The organism is Formosa sp. L2A11, assembly GCF_009796865.1.
Lineage (GTDB): Bacteria > Bacteroidota > Bacteroidia > Flavobacteriales > Flavobacteriaceae > Formosa.
In genome coordinates, this window is sequence record NZ_CP047028.1 from 286,537 (window position 1) to 302,083 (window position 15,547).

A 15,547-nucleotide genomic window follows, 5' to 3' on the forward strand; every position below is an offset into this window, starting at 1 on the left:
ATTCCTTTTTAAATGAAAATTCAAACTATTATATTTTTAATAGGAAGTACCGTATTTCCCCTATTAAATGCAACTGCCCAAGATACAGAAACCCTAAAATATACCGATTCTAACAAAGGAAAATTCTTTGTGAGTTGGGGAGGAAACAGGGATAAATTTTCTGAATCTGATATTACCTTTACCGGAGACGATTACAATTTTACACTTTACGATGTAGAAGCGCATGACAAACCCAAAGGATGGCATGTAGATTATATTAACCCTGCAAGCATGACTATACCACAAACTAATTTTAGATTGGGGTATTTTATTAACGATCATTATGCAGTGACAGTAAGTTTAGATCACATGAAATATGTAATGACCCAAGAGCAAACCGTACGAGCTAACGGATATATAGATATTCCTGAAGACCAAGAAAGTTCGCTTTACAATAACAGTTTCCAAGACGATCCTGTTTATTTAAGTAAAGGCTTTTTAACCTTCGAGCATACAGATGGTTTAAATTACATACATACAGAGATTGCGAGATTCGACGATATTTCTCAGCTTTTTGGTATTAATAATACAGATGTATTTCAAATTAAATTAACCGAAGCTGTTGGTGGTGGTGTTTTATATCCTAAAACAAACGCCAAGTTACTAGCTTACAACCGTAACGACGATTTTCATATTTCAGGTTACGGCGTATCTGCAAGTGCTGGTTTAAACTTAACCTTCTTTAAACATTTTTTTATTCAAGGTGATTTAAAAGGTGGTTTTATAAACATGCCCGATATTAGAACAACAGAAAATCCTTCAGATCGTGCTTCTCAACATTTTTTCTTTGGAGAAACCATTATTAAAATTGGTAGTATTTTCAGAATATAATTCACATTATTAATGCTGAATATATTAAAAAACAGTATCGTAATTATTATTTTAATTACAGTTTTTAGTTGCGGACAATCCAAAGAAGAAACTGTAAATAAAATAAGCGATACTGTTACAAATTCGGCTTTAATAAAAACACAAGAAAACACTGCTAAAGTGTTTTTTAAAAGTTCAGGTACATCACCTAATTGGAAACTTCTGTTAAGAGAAAATGAAATTCAATTTTCTTTGGGTGCAGAAACATTTAACTTCCCTTTATCCCATTTTAATCAGGCTGCAGACTCTAATATTAAAATATACAGTGCGCTAACCAAAACCTCTCATATTCGAGTTAAAATTGCGATGCAAGCTTGCAAAGATTTAGAAAACAATACACATCCGTATACGGTTTCAATAGATTTTAAGCAGAATTCTGAAACAAATTTCACCGCATATCAAGGTTGTGGCGAATACATTACAGACTATCGTTTACACGACATTTGGGTTTTAGAAACAATTGCTAATGACGTTGTAAATGCAAAACAGTTCACTAAAGAATTACCTAATATTGAAATTAACGCCAAAGCGAATGCTTTCTTAGGTTATGCTGGATGTAATACTATAAATGGCTCTATTTTTTCTGAACAATCTAAAATCAGGTTCACCAAAATTGTGACTACTAAAAAAATGTGTCCTACTTTAGATAACGAAACTAAATTTATAAAAGCCTTAGAACGTAGCACGCAATTTAAAATTGAAAACAACCGCTTATATTTATCTAATCCCGACGGAAATACACTGACGTTAAAAAAAGTAGATTAATTATGAATATTGACATCAGACAAGCTACTGCGAAAGATTTAGCAGACATAACCTCACTTTTTCGAGATACAGTTTCCACAATTAATACCAAACATTACAACGCAAAACAAATTACAGTTTGGGCTTCTGGATCAGACGAAACTGAAACTTGGTTGGAACGCATATCCGATTTATATTTTATTGTAGCAGAAATTGATGCTGTAATTGTCGGCTTTGCGTATTTAAAGAAAGGTTATTATTTAGACGGTTTATTTGTACATAAAGACTACCAAAGACAAGGCATAGCCTCTTCCCTATTACGCACAATTGAATCGCAAGTTATTGCAGAAGAGTTTCCTGAAATCCGTTCGGATGTTAGTAAAACAGCTTTACCTTTTTTTGAAAACAAGTATTACGACATCGTAAAAAAGCAGAAAAAGTCTTTTAAAGGTTTAGTATTCGAGAATTATATTGTGAAGAAAATACTTTAGAAAGTAATATTTCATCCATTGTTAAAAACAATAAAGTTATATATTTGTATTAAATTTAAAAGCTCTGAAGAATATCTCCAGAGCCAAATAAAAAATTTTAACTTTTAAAAGTCAGTCTCATAATAATAAGACTCTGTAGTAAAATAATTAATTCGAACATAGAATTATATTTTTAGGGGGTTACCTCACATAACTCGAAGTTACGACCTTCGAGTTTTTTTTATGTAAGTTGTTAAATTATTTAACATTGTAAAGATAAGCAAGAATTTGAAACAATCGATACAAGCAAAACCTCTCAATTGTCGACAACTTAAATCAACAATCTGAAAAACAATGATTTACATTTTTATTAACAAGGAATAGTTAACAAATAGTTATGGGTTGTAGTGGTTAAGCATTATGTGAAAATCATAATATTTTATGTAACATCATTACTTTTCACCTCAGCAGCATACTGCAACAATTCAACAAACCGTAATTCATCTAAATCTTCTAAACGTTTAACAGGAATAGATCGCACACGTTTCCGTTTATTACAGTCTTGTAATTCGGGAAATTTAGTTTCTAGAAGAGCACCATCCATAAAAACCACATCTACATAATTGGTACCTTTTAAAACATTAAGAAACACAAAAGGCTTTTTCTTATAATAATAAAACGGCATTTTATAACTGTATTTTTCTTCAACCGCTAAGGTTTTCATTATAACACTCCGCACATACAGCATGATAGATTGATACGGTTCTGGCTGATTTAATATATGTTCTTCTGCAGGTTTCATCTGTTTTACAATATAATTTTAGGTTTCAATATAACATTAACCACTAAAAATCAAGGCCTGATAAAGTTTATTATATTTTTATTTAAATTAATTATAAATAAGCTTTGATAATATAACACTCTAATATACATTTGTCGAAAAAATTTACACAATTAATAATAAGTCTAAATAAAAACAATGAAAACATTATTCAGTTTTGCTGTGCTATTACTAACATCTTTTGTTATTAATGCACAACAAATAATTGTAAACGGTACAGTTACAGATGCAGAAAACACACCAATTGCAGGTGCAAATATTTCATTAAAAAACTCAACTAACGGAAGTCAAACAGATATAGACGGACAATTTGAAATTAAAAACCTTGGATCTGGAGATTACACAGCGGTAGTATCCTATTTAGGTTACAAAACCAAAGAAGTCGCTTTTACCGTATCTAACAGTAACCTGACGTTATCAAACATTACACTTTACGAAGGCCAAGAAATCCTATCTGAGGTTGTTATAGATGGAAAACGCCGTAATATGTTTGCGAGAAAGCAAACAGCTTACGTGTCTAAATTACCATTAAAAGATTTAGAAAACACACAAGTTTATTCTACAATAACTACAGATATCTTAGAATCTCAAATTGCAACTAATTTTGAAGATGCATTAGATAATGCTACGGGTATACAACAACTATGGACCTCTACAGGACGTGGTGGTGATGGTGCAGGATATTATTCACTACGCGGATTTAGTGTACAACCACAATTAGTAAATGGTGTTCCTGGATTAACTAACGGAACGATTAACGCTGCCAATATAGAACGTATTGAAGTCATTAAAGGCCCATCGGCTACATTGTTTGGATCTTCAGTAACCTCTTACGGTGGATTAATAAATGTGGTGACTAAAAAGCCTTATAAAGGATCTGGCGGACAAGTATCTTATACAGCAGGATCATATGGATTAAATATAATTACAGGAGATTTTAATACCGCTTTAGATAAAGATGAAAATCTATACTTCAGATTAAATACTTCTTACCATACAGAAGATAGTTTCCAAGATGCTGGTTTTAAAAAATCATTCTTTGTTGCGCCTTCTTTATCTTACCAAGTAAATAACAGATTATCATTCTCGTTCTACGGAGAAATTTCTCAGTCAGAAAAAACAAATCCAACCTTTTTATTCTTAAGTCGTGCCGGAGCACTGCAATATGAAGACTTAGATGATTTAGGATACGATTATAAGAAATCGTACACAAGTAATGCACTAACTTTAGAAAATCCGACACAAAACTACCGTGTAGAAATGGATTACAAATTATCTGATGCTTGGAACTCACAAACTATAGTATCTAGAAGTGTAACATCTACTAAAGGCTATTACACCTATTTATACGATTTAACAGGTGCAGGAACATTCTCTCGTTACTTAAACAAACAAGATGCTTTAAGCAGAACTACAGATATTCAACAAAATTTTAATGGCGATTTTAAAATCGGAAATTTAAGAAACAGAATTGTTGCTGGTTTAGATTATTACAGCGTAACAAGCATTGACAACGGAAGTAGTTATGCCTATTACGGATCTGTAACACCAAGTACAGGTGAGGAAGCAGATGGCTATCCTTTAACAACAGCTGGTGTAGATGCCGCTTTAGCAGGATCGTCAATAAACAACTACAAAACACGTACAAATGTTTATAGTGCTTATGTTTCTGATGTATTAGATATTACATCTAAATTATCTGCAATGGCAAGTGTTCGTTTCGATCAATTTGACAATGAAGGTGATATTACAACAAACACAGACGATTACGATCAGTTTGCTATATCTCCTAAATTTGGGTTATTATACCAACCTATTGAAGACAGATTATCTGTATTTGCAAACTGGCAAAACGGATTTACAAACATTGGCCCACAATTAGTAGGTGATGCGAGTTCTACAGAAGGTCAAACCCTTAAAAACTTTGAACCAGAAGAAGCTAACCAAATTGAATTTGGAGTTAAAACAAACTTCTTCAACAACCGTTTAAACGCGACAGTAAACTACTACAGCATTTTAGTAAGTAACAGATTAATGACAGATCCTAACGATGCTTTTAACCAAATACAAGATGGAGAAGTATCTAGTAAAGGGTTCGAATTAGAAATTAATGCAAATCCTATAGATGGTTTAAATATTAGAGCTGGATATAGCTATAACGATAGTGAAATTGAAAAAGCAAGCACCGAATCTACTATAGGAGAACGTCCAGTAGATGCAGGTTCTGATATTGTTTACAATTTATGGGCAGATTATATTTTTGAAACAGGAACTTTAGAAGGTTTCGGAATTGGAGCTGGATTTAACGGAGCAAGCGAACGCGATATTATAAATGCTTCAGGATATACGTCTGGTGTATTTAGTGTACCAAGTTATATTGTTGCAAATGCTTCTGTTTACTATTCTGCAGATAAATACCGTGTAGGTTTAAAATTAAACAACATGTTTAACGAAGAGTATTACTCAGGTTGGTCTACGTTAACACCACAACAACCAAGATCTGTATTAGCTAATTTCACATTTAAATTCTAATTATTTTTATGAAGAAAATAATTCTAACACTCGCTCTTTTAGTATGTGTTGCTACACCAAGTTTCGCACACTATTTATGGATAGAAACCAGTGCCGAAGGTAAAGTAGGAACAGCACAAGAGGTACATGTATTTTACGGAGAATATACCTATAGCGTTATTGAAGATGTGGAAGGTGAAAATTTTCCAAATGTGAAAGATTTTACGCTTTGGGTTGTAGATGCTAACGGAAAGAAAACGCAATTACAGGTTACAGCAAAAACAGATCGTTATGTCGCTTCATTTACACCGTCTACAAACGAAACATATACTATTGTTTTAGATAACGATAATATTGAAGTGATTGATTATACAGAATATGATTTTGGTATTTTTAAAACGCATTATAATGGCTCTGCAATTGTACAAGTTGGTAAAAAAGCAACTAATACATCAAACATAAATGAAACAGGAATCTCTGTGGTTGAAGTTGCTAATGATAGTGACGACGTTAAACTACAGGTTTTATTTAAAGGACAGCCTTTAGCAGTACAAGAAGTTGATATCTTTGTAGCCGATAATTGGTCTAAGACATTAACAACAGACACCAATGGGTACGTGTCTTTTAAAAGACCTTGGAAGACAAAATACATTATTGAAACTACAAAACAGGAAGATGTTCCTGGCAAATTTAAAGGTAAAGATTACCAATTTATTTGGCATTGCGCAACCTATTGTATTCAATAAAACAATCTTAAAAACAACTCTAAAATATCCCTTTTAGAGTTGTTTTAATTTATATAATATATGATTACGCTATCAATTTTATTAGTCATTTTAGCATTCTATTTGCACTATACGACTTCAAAAAAAATGGAGTCTCAGGAATTATTAGGTTTCGAACACCTACTAATTCAGCATAAGAATCTGTGTAAAATTATAAGTTTTATAGTGTTAGCTATTTCATGCATCCTTACCATTAAAGTCTTTGGTTTAGGTGCTGGAATTTTTTCTTTTTTTATCTATCTCATGACTTTTGGAAGTCTGATTGTATTGTTAGCGCCATTAAAAATTTTCAATTACAAATCGCTTAGTGTATTTCTTGTAGTCTGTTTTGTTATTGAGTTTATAGTACTTGTTCCTTAAATCTGATTATTATGCCTGCAAACAAAAAATATCTTTCTACATCTTCTTGGCAACGTTTTGCCAAAATAACAGCTGGATTTTTTGGTGGTTATTTTGTAACCATGTCTTTACACTTGGCATTAACCGCCTGGACAGATTCTACTACTGTTATTATAACCTCAGCTTTTTCAGCATTTATATTATGGGCTATACTTTTAATGCTTGCCTTTTTAGCCAAAAGCGGATGGAAAATTTGGAGTATTTACATTGCGCTTACTGCGGTATTTTCAACACTAATGTATTTAGGAGATTTATATAACCCAATAGTTTAATATTATGAACGACAAAAGAATTTATAACATTCTATTTCATACACATACTATTAGTGGTATTGTAATAAGTGTATTATTATACGTGATTTTTTTCGCAGGATCTTTCTCTTTTTTTAGAGACGAAATTATTAATTGGGAACGCAATAACACCGTTAATAATACAGAAGCACTTCAAATGGATTTTGATGTAGCTTTAGACTCTCTAAATACATCTTATAATTTAAATAGTAGGGATCTTGAACTCTCTAAACATTTTATCGAGCAACGTATAGGTATAACAATGTCTGCGCCTAAAGACACGCTAAATCTAGCTAATATTGAAACTCCTGACTATTTTACTTTAGACACCAAAGACTATTCCGAGAAGACTTATGCAGAACAATATACCTTAGGTGAATTTCTTTACAGACTCCACTTTTTTGCCCAAATGCAACCCATTGGCTATATTCTTGCTGGCTTTGTATCCTTCTTTTTTCTCTTTGCTATTATTACAGGAGTCATTGTACATTGGAGTAAAATTGTCTCTAACTTTTATACGTTTAGACCTTTAGCAAAGCTGAAAACTTTATGGACAGATGCACACACTGCTTTAGGTGTTATAGGTTTACCGTTTCAGTTTGTTTATGCCGTTACGGGAGCTTTTTTTATGATAAAAGCCATTATTATTGCGCCTACAGTCATGTTACTTTTTCATGGAGATGATGCCCGTTTTTATAAAGATTTAGGATATTCACATCCAGAATACGAATACACAAATACACCTTTAAACAAAGAATTTAGTCTAAATTATTATGTAAATAAGACAGAAGATTTATGGCCTGACTTTGATGTGACACAAATACATATTTTTAATTATAATGATGCCAATATGCATGTTATGATTGAAGGACATTTAAAGTACGAAAACAAATACACTGCCATTGGTGAAGCTATTTACAAAGTAGACACAAATGAACTGATACACGAAAAAAATCCTTATCAAACTGCCACCTATTTAGATGGTGTAAAAAACGTAATGTTTAGATTACACTATGGAGATTACGGAGGCATTGCTTTAAAGTTGGTCAGTTTCTTACTCGGAATAATTTCGTGTTTCGTTATACTTTCTGGGGTTATGATTTGGGGCGTTGCTAGAAACAAGAAAACCACTTCTGAAAAGAAAAGACGTTTTAACGAATGGTTAGTCCGCATTTATCTTGCTGTTTGTTTAAGCATGTACCCTATTACAGCTTTATCTTTTATAGCTGTAAAAATAAATGCACCAGCAAGTATGTCGTTTATTTATAAGTTCTATTTTATAGGATGGTTAATATTTACCGTGTTTTATGTTCTGAGAAAGGACAACTATTTTACGAATAAAAACACATTATTATTAGGTTCTATTTTCGGTTTTTTAATTCCGATTACAAATGGAGTTATGACAAATAATTGGATTTGGTCTAGTTTTAAAAATCAACAATTCCAGATCTTTTTTATCGATGCATTTTGGATTGTATTATCTGCAATTACATTCTATGTATATTTTAAATTGAAGCAAAAACCAAAAGCATAATTCTACAATAAAAACACAAAAAAGTAAAACAAGAGTGCTTTTATAATCGTGAAATTGATAATAACAGATTTAAAGACACTGACACGATATTGTATTGGCATAACTTTTGCACTAAATTAGATAGAATTGCGAGTTTAAACATTTTTTTTTATAAATTTGCAATCCTAATTTTTTTCTTATTCTATTAAGATGAATTTTAGTTGCGTTAAGGGTTGAAGCGGCATCCTTTTTAATTTTTTTTAATTAAAAAGATATAGCGGAAGACCTGACCCGGAGGGGAACGCCCAAAATACTTACTACAATGGGGTCGACTGGTTTTGACAGCGAGATTTATTGAACGGTAAGCACGTCGTGTAATGATTTTGATACACGTAAAAGGCTAGATCACACTTTTAAACGGCGAGAATAACTACGCTTTAGCTGCTTAATCCGAATTATAGTAGGATTGGCCTAGGTACACCAGGTGTACAAGCTTTATGTCTCCGGAAAGCCTTGATTGACGGCGTTCCATTTTGAGATATCGTAAATGTCAATATAGAAAGTGAGGCGCTTTGACTCGCTTTTGAAACTAAAGAAGATAAGTTGTAAGTGGGTTGTCTTTAACCAGCTTACAAACGAAAACCCAAGAAAAGAATAAGCGTGTAGAAACCCCTTTGATGACTTGTTTGGACGAGAGTTCGATTCTCTCCGACTCCACTAAAGGCCTATTAAAAAGCCTCATAAACCCCAAAATCTCTTTGATTTTGGGGTTTTTTATTAGTATTGATATAATTTGAAGCCAAATGATATCAATTAAAAGGTGACCTATTCGGTGACCTATCACAACTAAATAAAAACAGGTCACCCAATCACACCCAAAAAATTGACAACCAAAATGTTACAGATATTTTTTAACATTTACATTATTGTTATATTTTTTCATTTCATTCCTTATTATAGACTATAATTCTTCTATTTTTTTATATAAAATTTGATTTTCATTAATTAAAAAACCAATTTAAAACACCTAAAGCTTAATTGAAAGAAACAAAGAATAATCCTCATCCTCGGGTGACCTTTTCGGTGACCTATTTCAATTTCTAAAAATGGGTCACCGAAACACACCTAACCTATTGACATAATGCTTCTTACGTAAGACAACCAATTTTAAAGTTTGTAAAAAATAATGTAACTTAGAAAGTAAAAGAAAAAAACTTCTAAAATTAAACGTTATGAATACAGATTTTCACACCCTGTTTCACTTATTAACATCGAAAACAAATAGCAAAGGATTAGCTCCAATTTATATGCGACTTACTGTTGCAAAAAAACGTCTAGAGTATAGTATAACCCGGAGAATCGATCCGAAACGATGGAACTCTAAACAACAAAAAGTTATTGGCAAGGATAGAGATGCTATTGAAATAAATAATCATATCAATAACCTAAAACATAAATTATATAAAATTCATCAACAGAAAATTGATGAAGATGATCGTATAACCGCAATTTCATTAATGAACGCTTTAAAAGGTGGAGGTAAAAAATCCAAATATCTCCTTGAAATCTTTTTAGATCACAATAACAGAACAGACACCTTAGCAGGAAAAGATATATCTCTTAGTACAGCAAAACGATATTGGACATGCTATGATCATGTAAAACAATTTATTGAAGAAGAATACAAACAAGAGGATCTGAGATTAAGAGATATTGATAATCGATTTATTGTAAAATTTGAGTTTTTCCTAAAAACGGTAAGAAAATGCAACCATAATTCAGCATTAAAATATATCAATAATTTAAAGAAAATAATACGGATAGCCCTAGCCAATCAATGGATGGATATTGATCCTTTCTATAATTATAAGGTTCAGTATGAAACTGTAGAACGCGAGTTTCTAAACACAGAAGAGGTCGATGCCCTATATTATAAAGAGTTGCATGTAGATCGGCTACGATTAGTAAGAGATATGTTTATATTTTCATGCTATACAGGTCTAGCCTACTCTGATGTTGCCAAGTTAACAAAATCTGACATTGTAATTGGCTTGGATGGTGGAAAATGGATTCGTATAAAACGTACCAAAACCAATACATTAAGTAGTATTCCTCTTTTACCAATCGCGGAAGAAATTATAGAACGCTATTCAGATCATCCAGAAGTAAAGATTAATAATCATATTATACCTGTGCTCAGTAACCAAAAATCGAATGCATTTCTAAAAGAAATCGCCATAATGTGCGGCATCGAAAAACCATTGACAACGCATCTGGCCCGCCATACTTTTGCTACTACCATAACTTTAACCAACGGCGTTCCTATTGAGTCTGTTAGTAAAATGTTAGGTCATAAATCTCTTAGAACAACTCAGCACTATGCAAAAATTGTTGATCGTAAAGTCAGTGAAGACATGAGTGTCTTGAGAGAAAAATTAAATAATAAGTCAATCAAAAAACAGAAATAAACAAAATTAATTACATAAAGTTTTATCCAAAATAAAACTCATAGTATCTTTTATACCGTTCATTCCTTGCTCCATATTAACATCTATGCCGCAAAAAAGAGAGTTTGTAGATTTTCCATGAAGCACCAGATAGTAGGATCCTGCAAGTAGTAGAGCTAATATATCACGTAAATCAATTTTTTCAGATTCTACCCTTTTGTCAGTTAATTGAAATATCTCTAAAAGAAGTTCTTCTCTTTCCTTACTTACACTTTCTAATAAATCGGAGTTCTGACTGAGTTCCCATAGCGTGAGCTTTTGTAATTCTGAATTATTTTGAAAGTATTCCAATTGATTTTTAAGCAAGATATCTGCGATCTCATTAGTAGATAAGCCTTGTTTCCCTTCTAGCAATTGCTTTACCGTTCCCAAAGCATCAGGCCAATAATTTTTTTGTTTAATATAGGTTTCCACCAAATTATCTACAGAATCAAAGTAAAGAGAAATAAGCCGTCTATTCAAATCAGCTTCCTTAGCTATTTTAGTAGCTGTCAGACCTGTATATCCTTCACGTTCTAGCACCTTACCAACTGCATTAATTAGCCTTTGTTTTGAACGTTCTTTATCATTAACAAGCCCTTGATATTTTTTTGTCATTGCGTTTATCGTATTGAAAAATTAAAACCAAGAGATAAAGCAGTTTAAATTGAGGTAGATTACACAGGAGGCAGTAGAAAATATTCGTTCCATAAAAGTAATTATAATCCCTTTACTAGACTAGCAAAACAAATCTTTAACTAAAAAACCATATAATTTAAGAACTATTTTAATTAAATTATCATTATTTACGAGTTAAATATATTTAATTCTCAAAATGAACCCTAATTATTTAGCTTTCCTCAATTCTATAGTTGAACAATATTTATTTTTCTCGTAAACGAGAAAAACACTTATATTTATAATTATCAGGCAATTACACAGTTCAAGGGCATACTTATTTCTCAAACAAACTAAAATACCTAGAAAATTATCTGTTAACATTACTTTTTTAAAATGCATTACGCATTCATATTAACAACCTAAAACCAATAATATGAAGCAGAAACTACTAACTGAATTTAAAGAGAAACTATTATATATTGAAAATTCTTCCCATGGAATTAAACCACGAGCAATGCAGTCTATTGAATTATCAAGACGTGTATTACGGCTTCTTAGAAGAGATGTCATTTCCTATGGGTTTAAATCTACTCAACATGAAATTGACTTTTTCAAATACACCAAAATTATTCCTCAAAAAGAACTTATTTACTTCTTAAAAGTAATTAATTTCGAACAAGAGTTACCTAAAAGCGACAAAGAATCACAACGCCAGTTAATTGAATTTAAACTGCAACGGTTTAACCGTTTCTTTTTGCGCCACATAGATTTCGGTCAATATTTAGAATTAGAGAATACTCACTTTGACGAGCATTATTTTACGAGAAAACACAATTCGGATACCCGTTTGGCAATTTCAAAATTATATAATGAAGATTTACTTTTTAATACTCCAAAAAGCACGCTTCTTGCAGAATTCAAGGCTTGCTCTGCCTTTGTTGGCTATCTACAAAAGAGACTATTCCATATTGAAAATCCCACACTCGTGAAAGACCCAAAAGAAAACACTAAACTAATATGGCCGTTTGGTTTTTCTGCTTTTGTTGAACTTATCTCTTTACTTAGTGCATCAGGACTTCACACCAAAAACAATATAACTATTATAGATTTAGCACGAAAATTTCAGGAAATAATTGATATTGAAATGAAAGGTTTTTATAATACTCGTAATGAAAATGCTACAAGGTCAAAAGGACCAACTCAATTTACAGATGCTATGTTAATCGCATATTTAAATGAACTGAGTAAAAAAGATGAATTAAACCCTAATGACCAATAGTTTTCTATAGTTCAATTACCTCCCTATTACTACCTTATAGGGTGTTTTTCTTGTGTATAAGCCTTCCGCACCTAAATCCCCATAAAACCATTCATTTTTCTGCATTTTCATCTTAATTAACGGTCGAAAAGCTTACAAAACCCTCCATTTTGATAAATGTTAAATTATGGCATTAGTAGAGCTGTGATAGAGTAAAAATTACCCTAAACTAACCCAAATTTGTCAAAAGAAGCTCAATTCACTCCAAAGCACATCACTCTTAAGTATTGAAGCTTATATGTTTAATTAAAAATCATTCATTATGCCAACAAGTATCATCACCACCGACGATCTTCATGAATTCAAACTAGAATTAATCGACGACATCAAGCGATTGTTTGCAGAACAATCTAAAAGACAATTAAAAACCTATCTCAAATCAACAGAGGTTATGAGTTTGCTTAAAATAAGCTCCGGAACTTTACAAAATTTACGCCTTAATGGAACTATTCCATACACACGTATTGGTGGTATAATCTACTATTCTGCCGAAGAAATACAAGCTGTTATGATAGAAAACAAAGTAGATATTGACAAAAATATGTAGATTATGAATTACATAAAGTTACTTCATGCAGCTTTCGAAAAATTCCATCTTGATACAAGATTGAATCCAACTCATATCAGCCTTTATATGGCCATGTTTCTGGAATGGAATAGTAATCGTTTTGTAGAAGTATTCTTCATTAATCGAGGCGATTTGATGCAAGCATCAAAAATCGGCTCAAAATCCACATATCACAGATGCATTTCCGACCTAAATTCTTGGGGATATTTAAGCTATTTTCCATCTCATAATCCATACAAAGGAAGCATGGTAAAAATGACTGTTTTAGATTCAAATGACTCCATTAATTCCGAGCAAGAGTGTCCCACATCTGGACAAGTAGAAGTACACAACAATCCCAATAATGGACAAGCTCCGGTACACTACAGTCCCATGAGAGGACAAGCATTGGTACACAACCGTCCCATTAATGGACAAGCACTGGTATCTACTATAAACATTACTAAACAAGTAAACAATATAAAACAGCCAAAGGGCTGGCAGGAGGTAAAATTATTTTTTATTGAAAAAGATTTTAATGCTGATGAAGGAAAAAAATTCTTCGAGTATTACAAAAACCGAGACTGGAAAACTAGCGATGGAAATGACATTCGAGATTGGAAATCTATAGCCATAAATTGGATGGACAGAACTGAGCTATTCAGCCTAGGAAAACAATCAATCAAAAAACAAGTATCCCATATTAAGGACAACTTACGAACCACTAAAGACAAAGACTATGGACAACCCCTCTAAAATTACAGAAGGTGGCATAGAATATGCCCTAGGAAAATTTGATGGCAAAAACGTAATCTACGATTTTGATCTAATTTTGATTTACTTGAACGCCAAAGGAAAATTACTTTTTGGTGAGCATTTTAAAATATATAATCACGACCATGTTATTATTCGTAAGCTGTGCTATTACCTGATCAAGGATCACCAAAATTGCAAAAAAGATAACATCGATCCAGACAAAGGCCTACTGCTATCGGGACCAGTAGGCTGTGGCAAAACGAGCCTAATGAAACTCATCCGACATCTCACCCCCTTGCAACGGCCTTATGAAATCATTCCCTGTCGCAATATCGCTTTCAGCTTTAATCACCTGGGATTTAAAACCATTGAAGATTACGGCAACACAAAGTTTTTCTGTTTTGATGACCTCGGCATTGAGCCTTCAGGCAGGTACTATGGCAAGGATTTAAATGTTATGGGGGAAGTGCTTTTATCACGCTACGAGCTTTATCTACAAACCAAACACAAGATTAAAACCCATGCCACCACCAACCTCAATGCTGAAGAGCTGGAAGAACGCTACGGGAACCGAGTTCGAAGTCGAATGCGTGAATTATTTAATTTAATTGCTTTTGATAAAAACTCAAAAGACAAACGCTCCTAGGGATTTTTATTAGAGTTTTTCCATTTTAAAAATTCTAAGATCAAAGCTTTGGCTATGGCTTTTAAGCAATTTACAATTTCTAATCCCAGGTCTTTCATGATCTTTTATTTTAGTAGGTTTCTAGAATGTTTAGGATAATTAAAGCGATTCTTGTGGCATTTTCTTTAGAAGACAGAAAGCTATTTTCATCTGCATTAGATAAAAACCCCAATTCCAAGAGTAGCGCAGGACACTGTTTTGCAGTGTCTCGTAACACCTGAAAATTTGCAAACTTCACACCTCGACTCTCAAAGCCTAATTGTTTTTTAAATTGGTTTTGCAACTGGTAGGCCATCCAAACGGCAGTCTTGGAATACTTGAATGGATATCTATAAGCAAACACTTCAACTCCCCTAGCCCTATGGTTTTTAGCATGATTACAATGCAAAGACAAAAACAAATCGGCATCTAGCGCCATAGCCAATCGGGTTCTATCACCAAGCGAAATCAAAGTATCAGAGTATCGGGTTAAAAAAATGAGATGGGGTTCTTTTAGGCTAGAATTTAATCGCAAGACCTCTTGAGCCACATTCAAAACAATGTCTTTTTCCTGAGCTCCATTTCTAGCTAGAGCTCCTGAATCTATTCCTCCATGACCTGCATCAATTACAATGCGTTTTTGAGCACCTAGGTCTTGACCAAAACAGATGCACATTTGGAAGAGTAAAATCA

16 protein-coding genes and 1 other RNA gene are annotated in these 15,547 nt (G+C 32.7%); 14 read left to right on the plus strand and 3 right to left on the minus strand.

Annotated features, from left to right (window positions below; all coding sequences use genetic code 11):
* Positions 1–12 precede the first annotated feature (12 nt).
* The 3 genes from GQR95_RS01255 to GQR95_RS01265 are packed head-to-tail and all read left to right on the plus strand — an operon-like array spanning position 13 to position 2,144.
* A complete protein-coding gene (locus tag GQR95_RS01255) occupies positions 13–870 on the plus strand; it encodes a hypothetical protein (RefSeq protein ID WP_233265970.1) in 858 nt (285 codons plus the stop codon).
* A 12-nt stretch (positions 871–882) separates the two neighbouring features.
* Positions 883–1,674 carry an META domain-containing protein gene (locus tag GQR95_RS01260; RefSeq protein ID WP_159021439.1) on the plus strand — a complete coding sequence of 264 codons (792 nt, stop codon included), beginning with the start codon at positions 883–885 and terminating at the stop codon, positions 1,672–1,674.
* Between the two features lie 2 nt (positions 1,675–1,676).
* Complete coding sequence (locus GQR95_RS01265) at positions 1,677–2,144, plus strand: GNAT family N-acetyltransferase (protein ID WP_159021440.1); 468 nt, start codon at positions 1,677–1,679, stop codon at positions 2,142–2,144.
* 418 nt (positions 2,145–2,562) lie between these two features.
* Here GQR95_RS01265 and GQR95_RS01270 read toward each other — a convergent pair whose 3' ends face one another.
* Positions 2,563–2,925 carry a DUF1801 domain-containing protein gene (locus GQR95_RS01270; protein WP_159021441.1) on the minus strand — a complete coding sequence of 121 codons (363 nt, stop codon included), beginning with the start codon at positions 2,923–2,925 and terminating at the stop codon, positions 2,563–2,565.
* Positions 2,926–3,102: 177 nt separating this feature from the next.
* Here GQR95_RS01270 and GQR95_RS01275 point away from each other — a divergent pair, with 177 nt between their 5' ends.
* From GQR95_RS01275 to GQR95_RS01305, 7 genes are all read left to right on the plus strand, one after another.
* Complete coding sequence (locus GQR95_RS01275; protein WP_159021442.1) at positions 3,103–5,496, plus strand: TonB-dependent receptor; 2,394 nt, start codon at positions 3,103–3,105, stop codon at positions 5,494–5,496.
* Positions 5,497–5,504: 8 nt separating this feature from the next.
* A complete protein-coding gene (locus GQR95_RS01280) occupies positions 5,505–6,221 on the plus strand; it encodes a DUF4198 domain-containing protein (protein WP_159021443.1) in 717 nt (238 codons plus the stop codon).
* Between the two features lie 60 nt (positions 6,222–6,281).
* The gene (locus GQR95_RS01285; RefSeq protein WP_159021444.1) at positions 6,282–6,620 is read left to right on the plus strand and encodes a hypothetical protein; all 339 of its coding nucleotides are present in this window, start codon (positions 6,282–6,284) and stop codon (positions 6,618–6,620) included.
* An 11-nt stretch (positions 6,621–6,631) separates the two neighbouring features.
* Positions 6,632–6,931 carry a hypothetical protein gene (locus GQR95_RS01290; protein WP_159021445.1) on the plus strand — a complete coding sequence of 100 codons (300 nt, stop codon included), beginning with the start codon at positions 6,632–6,634 and terminating at the stop codon, positions 6,929–6,931.
* A 4-nt stretch (positions 6,932–6,935) separates the two neighbouring features.
* Positions 6,936–8,483 (plus strand): PepSY domain-containing protein, encoded by a 1,548-nt coding sequence (locus tag GQR95_RS01295; RefSeq protein ID WP_159021446.1) that lies wholly within the window; start codon positions 6,936–6,938, stop codon positions 8,481–8,483.
* A 303-nt stretch (positions 8,484–8,786) separates the two neighbouring features.
* Positions 8,787–9,182: a transfer-messenger RNA gene (gene ssrA, locus GQR95_RS01300) on the plus strand.
* Between the two features lie 512 nt (positions 9,183–9,694).
* Entirely contained in the window at positions 9,695–10,930 is a 1,236-nt protein-coding gene (locus GQR95_RS01305; RefSeq protein ID WP_159021447.1) for a site-specific integrase, read from the plus strand.
* A 6-nt stretch (positions 10,931–10,936) separates the two neighbouring features.
* Here GQR95_RS01305 and GQR95_RS01310 read toward each other — a convergent pair whose 3' ends face one another.
* Positions 10,937–11,566: a TetR/AcrR family transcriptional regulator gene (locus tag GQR95_RS01310; RefSeq protein ID WP_159021448.1), complete on the minus strand. Its 630-nt coding sequence runs from the start codon at positions 11,564–11,566 to the stop codon at positions 10,937–10,939.
* Between the two features lie 436 nt (positions 11,567–12,002).
* Here GQR95_RS01310 and GQR95_RS01315 point away from each other — a divergent pair, with 436 nt between their 5' ends.
* From GQR95_RS01315 to GQR95_RS01330, 4 genes are all read left to right on the plus strand, one after another.
* Entirely contained in the window at positions 12,003–12,848 is an 846-nt protein-coding gene (locus tag GQR95_RS01315) for an RteC domain-containing protein (protein WP_159021449.1), read from the plus strand.
* Between the two features lie 301 nt (positions 12,849–13,149).
* Positions 13,150–13,434, plus strand: a complete 285-nt coding sequence (locus GQR95_RS01320; RefSeq protein WP_159021450.1) for a helix-turn-helix domain-containing protein — start codon at positions 13,150–13,152, stop codon at positions 13,432–13,434.
* Between the two features lie 3 nt (positions 13,435–13,437).
* On the plus strand, positions 13,438–14,190 hold the full coding sequence (locus tag GQR95_RS01325) for a hypothetical protein (RefSeq protein WP_159021451.1): 753 nt from the start codon (positions 13,438–13,440) through the stop codon (positions 14,188–14,190).
* The gene (locus tag GQR95_RS01330; RefSeq protein WP_159021452.1) at positions 14,174–14,836 is read left to right on the plus strand and encodes an ATPase; all 663 of its coding nucleotides are present in this window, start codon (positions 14,174–14,176) and stop codon (positions 14,834–14,836) included. The genes GQR95_RS01325 and GQR95_RS01330 overlap by 17 nt, the downstream gene beginning before the upstream one ends.
* A 109-nt stretch (positions 14,837–14,945) precedes the next feature.
* Here GQR95_RS01330 and GQR95_RS01335 read toward each other — a convergent pair whose 3' ends face one another.
* Positions 14,946–15,530 carry an N-acetylmuramoyl-L-alanine amidase gene (locus tag GQR95_RS01335; RefSeq protein ID WP_233265971.1) on the minus strand — a complete coding sequence of 195 codons (585 nt, stop codon included), beginning with the start codon at positions 15,528–15,530 and terminating at the stop codon, positions 14,946–14,948.
* Positions 15,531–15,547 lie beyond the last annotated feature (17 nt).

Excerpts from the sequence above, each read along its gene's own strand:
- GQR95_RS01255 (WP_233265970.1), top strand. The coding sequence starts at position 13 with ATGAAAATTCAAACTATTATATTTTTAATAGGAAGTACCGTATTTCCC.
- GQR95_RS01260 (WP_159021439.1), top strand. The coding sequence starts at position 883 with ATGCTGAATATATTAAAAAACAGTATCGTAATTATTATTTTAATTACA.
- GQR95_RS01265 (WP_159021440.1), top strand. The coding sequence starts at position 1,677 with ATGAATATTGACATCAGACAAGCTACTGCGAAAGATTTAGCAGACATA.
- GQR95_RS01270 (WP_159021441.1), bottom strand. The coding sequence starts at position 2,925 with ATGAAACCTGCAGAAGAACATATATTAAATCAGCCAGAACCGTATCAA.
- GQR95_RS01275 (WP_159021442.1), top strand. The coding sequence starts at position 3,103 with ATGAAAACATTATTCAGTTTTGCTGTGCTATTACTAACATCTTTTGTT.
- GQR95_RS01280 (WP_159021443.1), top strand. The coding sequence starts at position 5,505 with ATGAAGAAAATAATTCTAACACTCGCTCTTTTAGTATGTGTTGCTACA.
- GQR95_RS01285 (WP_159021444.1), top strand. The coding sequence starts at position 6,282 with ATGATTACGCTATCAATTTTATTAGTCATTTTAGCATTCTATTTGCAC.
- GQR95_RS01290 (WP_159021445.1), top strand. The coding sequence starts at position 6,632 with ATGCCTGCAAACAAAAAATATCTTTCTACATCTTCTTGGCAACGTTTT.
- GQR95_RS01295 (WP_159021446.1), top strand. The coding sequence starts at position 6,936 with ATGAACGACAAAAGAATTTATAACATTCTATTTCATACACATACTATT.
- GQR95_RS01305 (WP_159021447.1), top strand. The coding sequence starts at position 9,695 with ATGAATACAGATTTTCACACCCTGTTTCACTTATTAACATCGAAAACA.
- GQR95_RS01310 (WP_159021448.1), bottom strand. The coding sequence starts at position 11,566 with ATGACAAAAAAATATCAAGGGCTTGTTAATGATAAAGAACGTTCAAAA.
- GQR95_RS01315 (WP_159021449.1), top strand. The coding sequence starts at position 12,003 with ATGAAGCAGAAACTACTAACTGAATTTAAAGAGAAACTATTATATATT.
- GQR95_RS01320 (WP_159021450.1), top strand. The coding sequence starts at position 13,150 with ATGCCAACAAGTATCATCACCACCGACGATCTTCATGAATTCAAACTA.
- GQR95_RS01325 (WP_159021451.1), top strand. The coding sequence starts at position 13,438 with ATGAATTACATAAAGTTACTTCATGCAGCTTTCGAAAAATTCCATCTT.
- GQR95_RS01330 (WP_159021452.1), top strand. The coding sequence starts at position 14,174 with ATGGACAACCCCTCTAAAATTACAGAAGGTGGCATAGAATATGCCCTA.
- GQR95_RS01335 (WP_233265971.1), bottom strand. The coding sequence starts at position 15,530 with ATGTGCATCTGTTTTGGTCAAGACCTAGGTGCTCAAAAACGCATTGTA.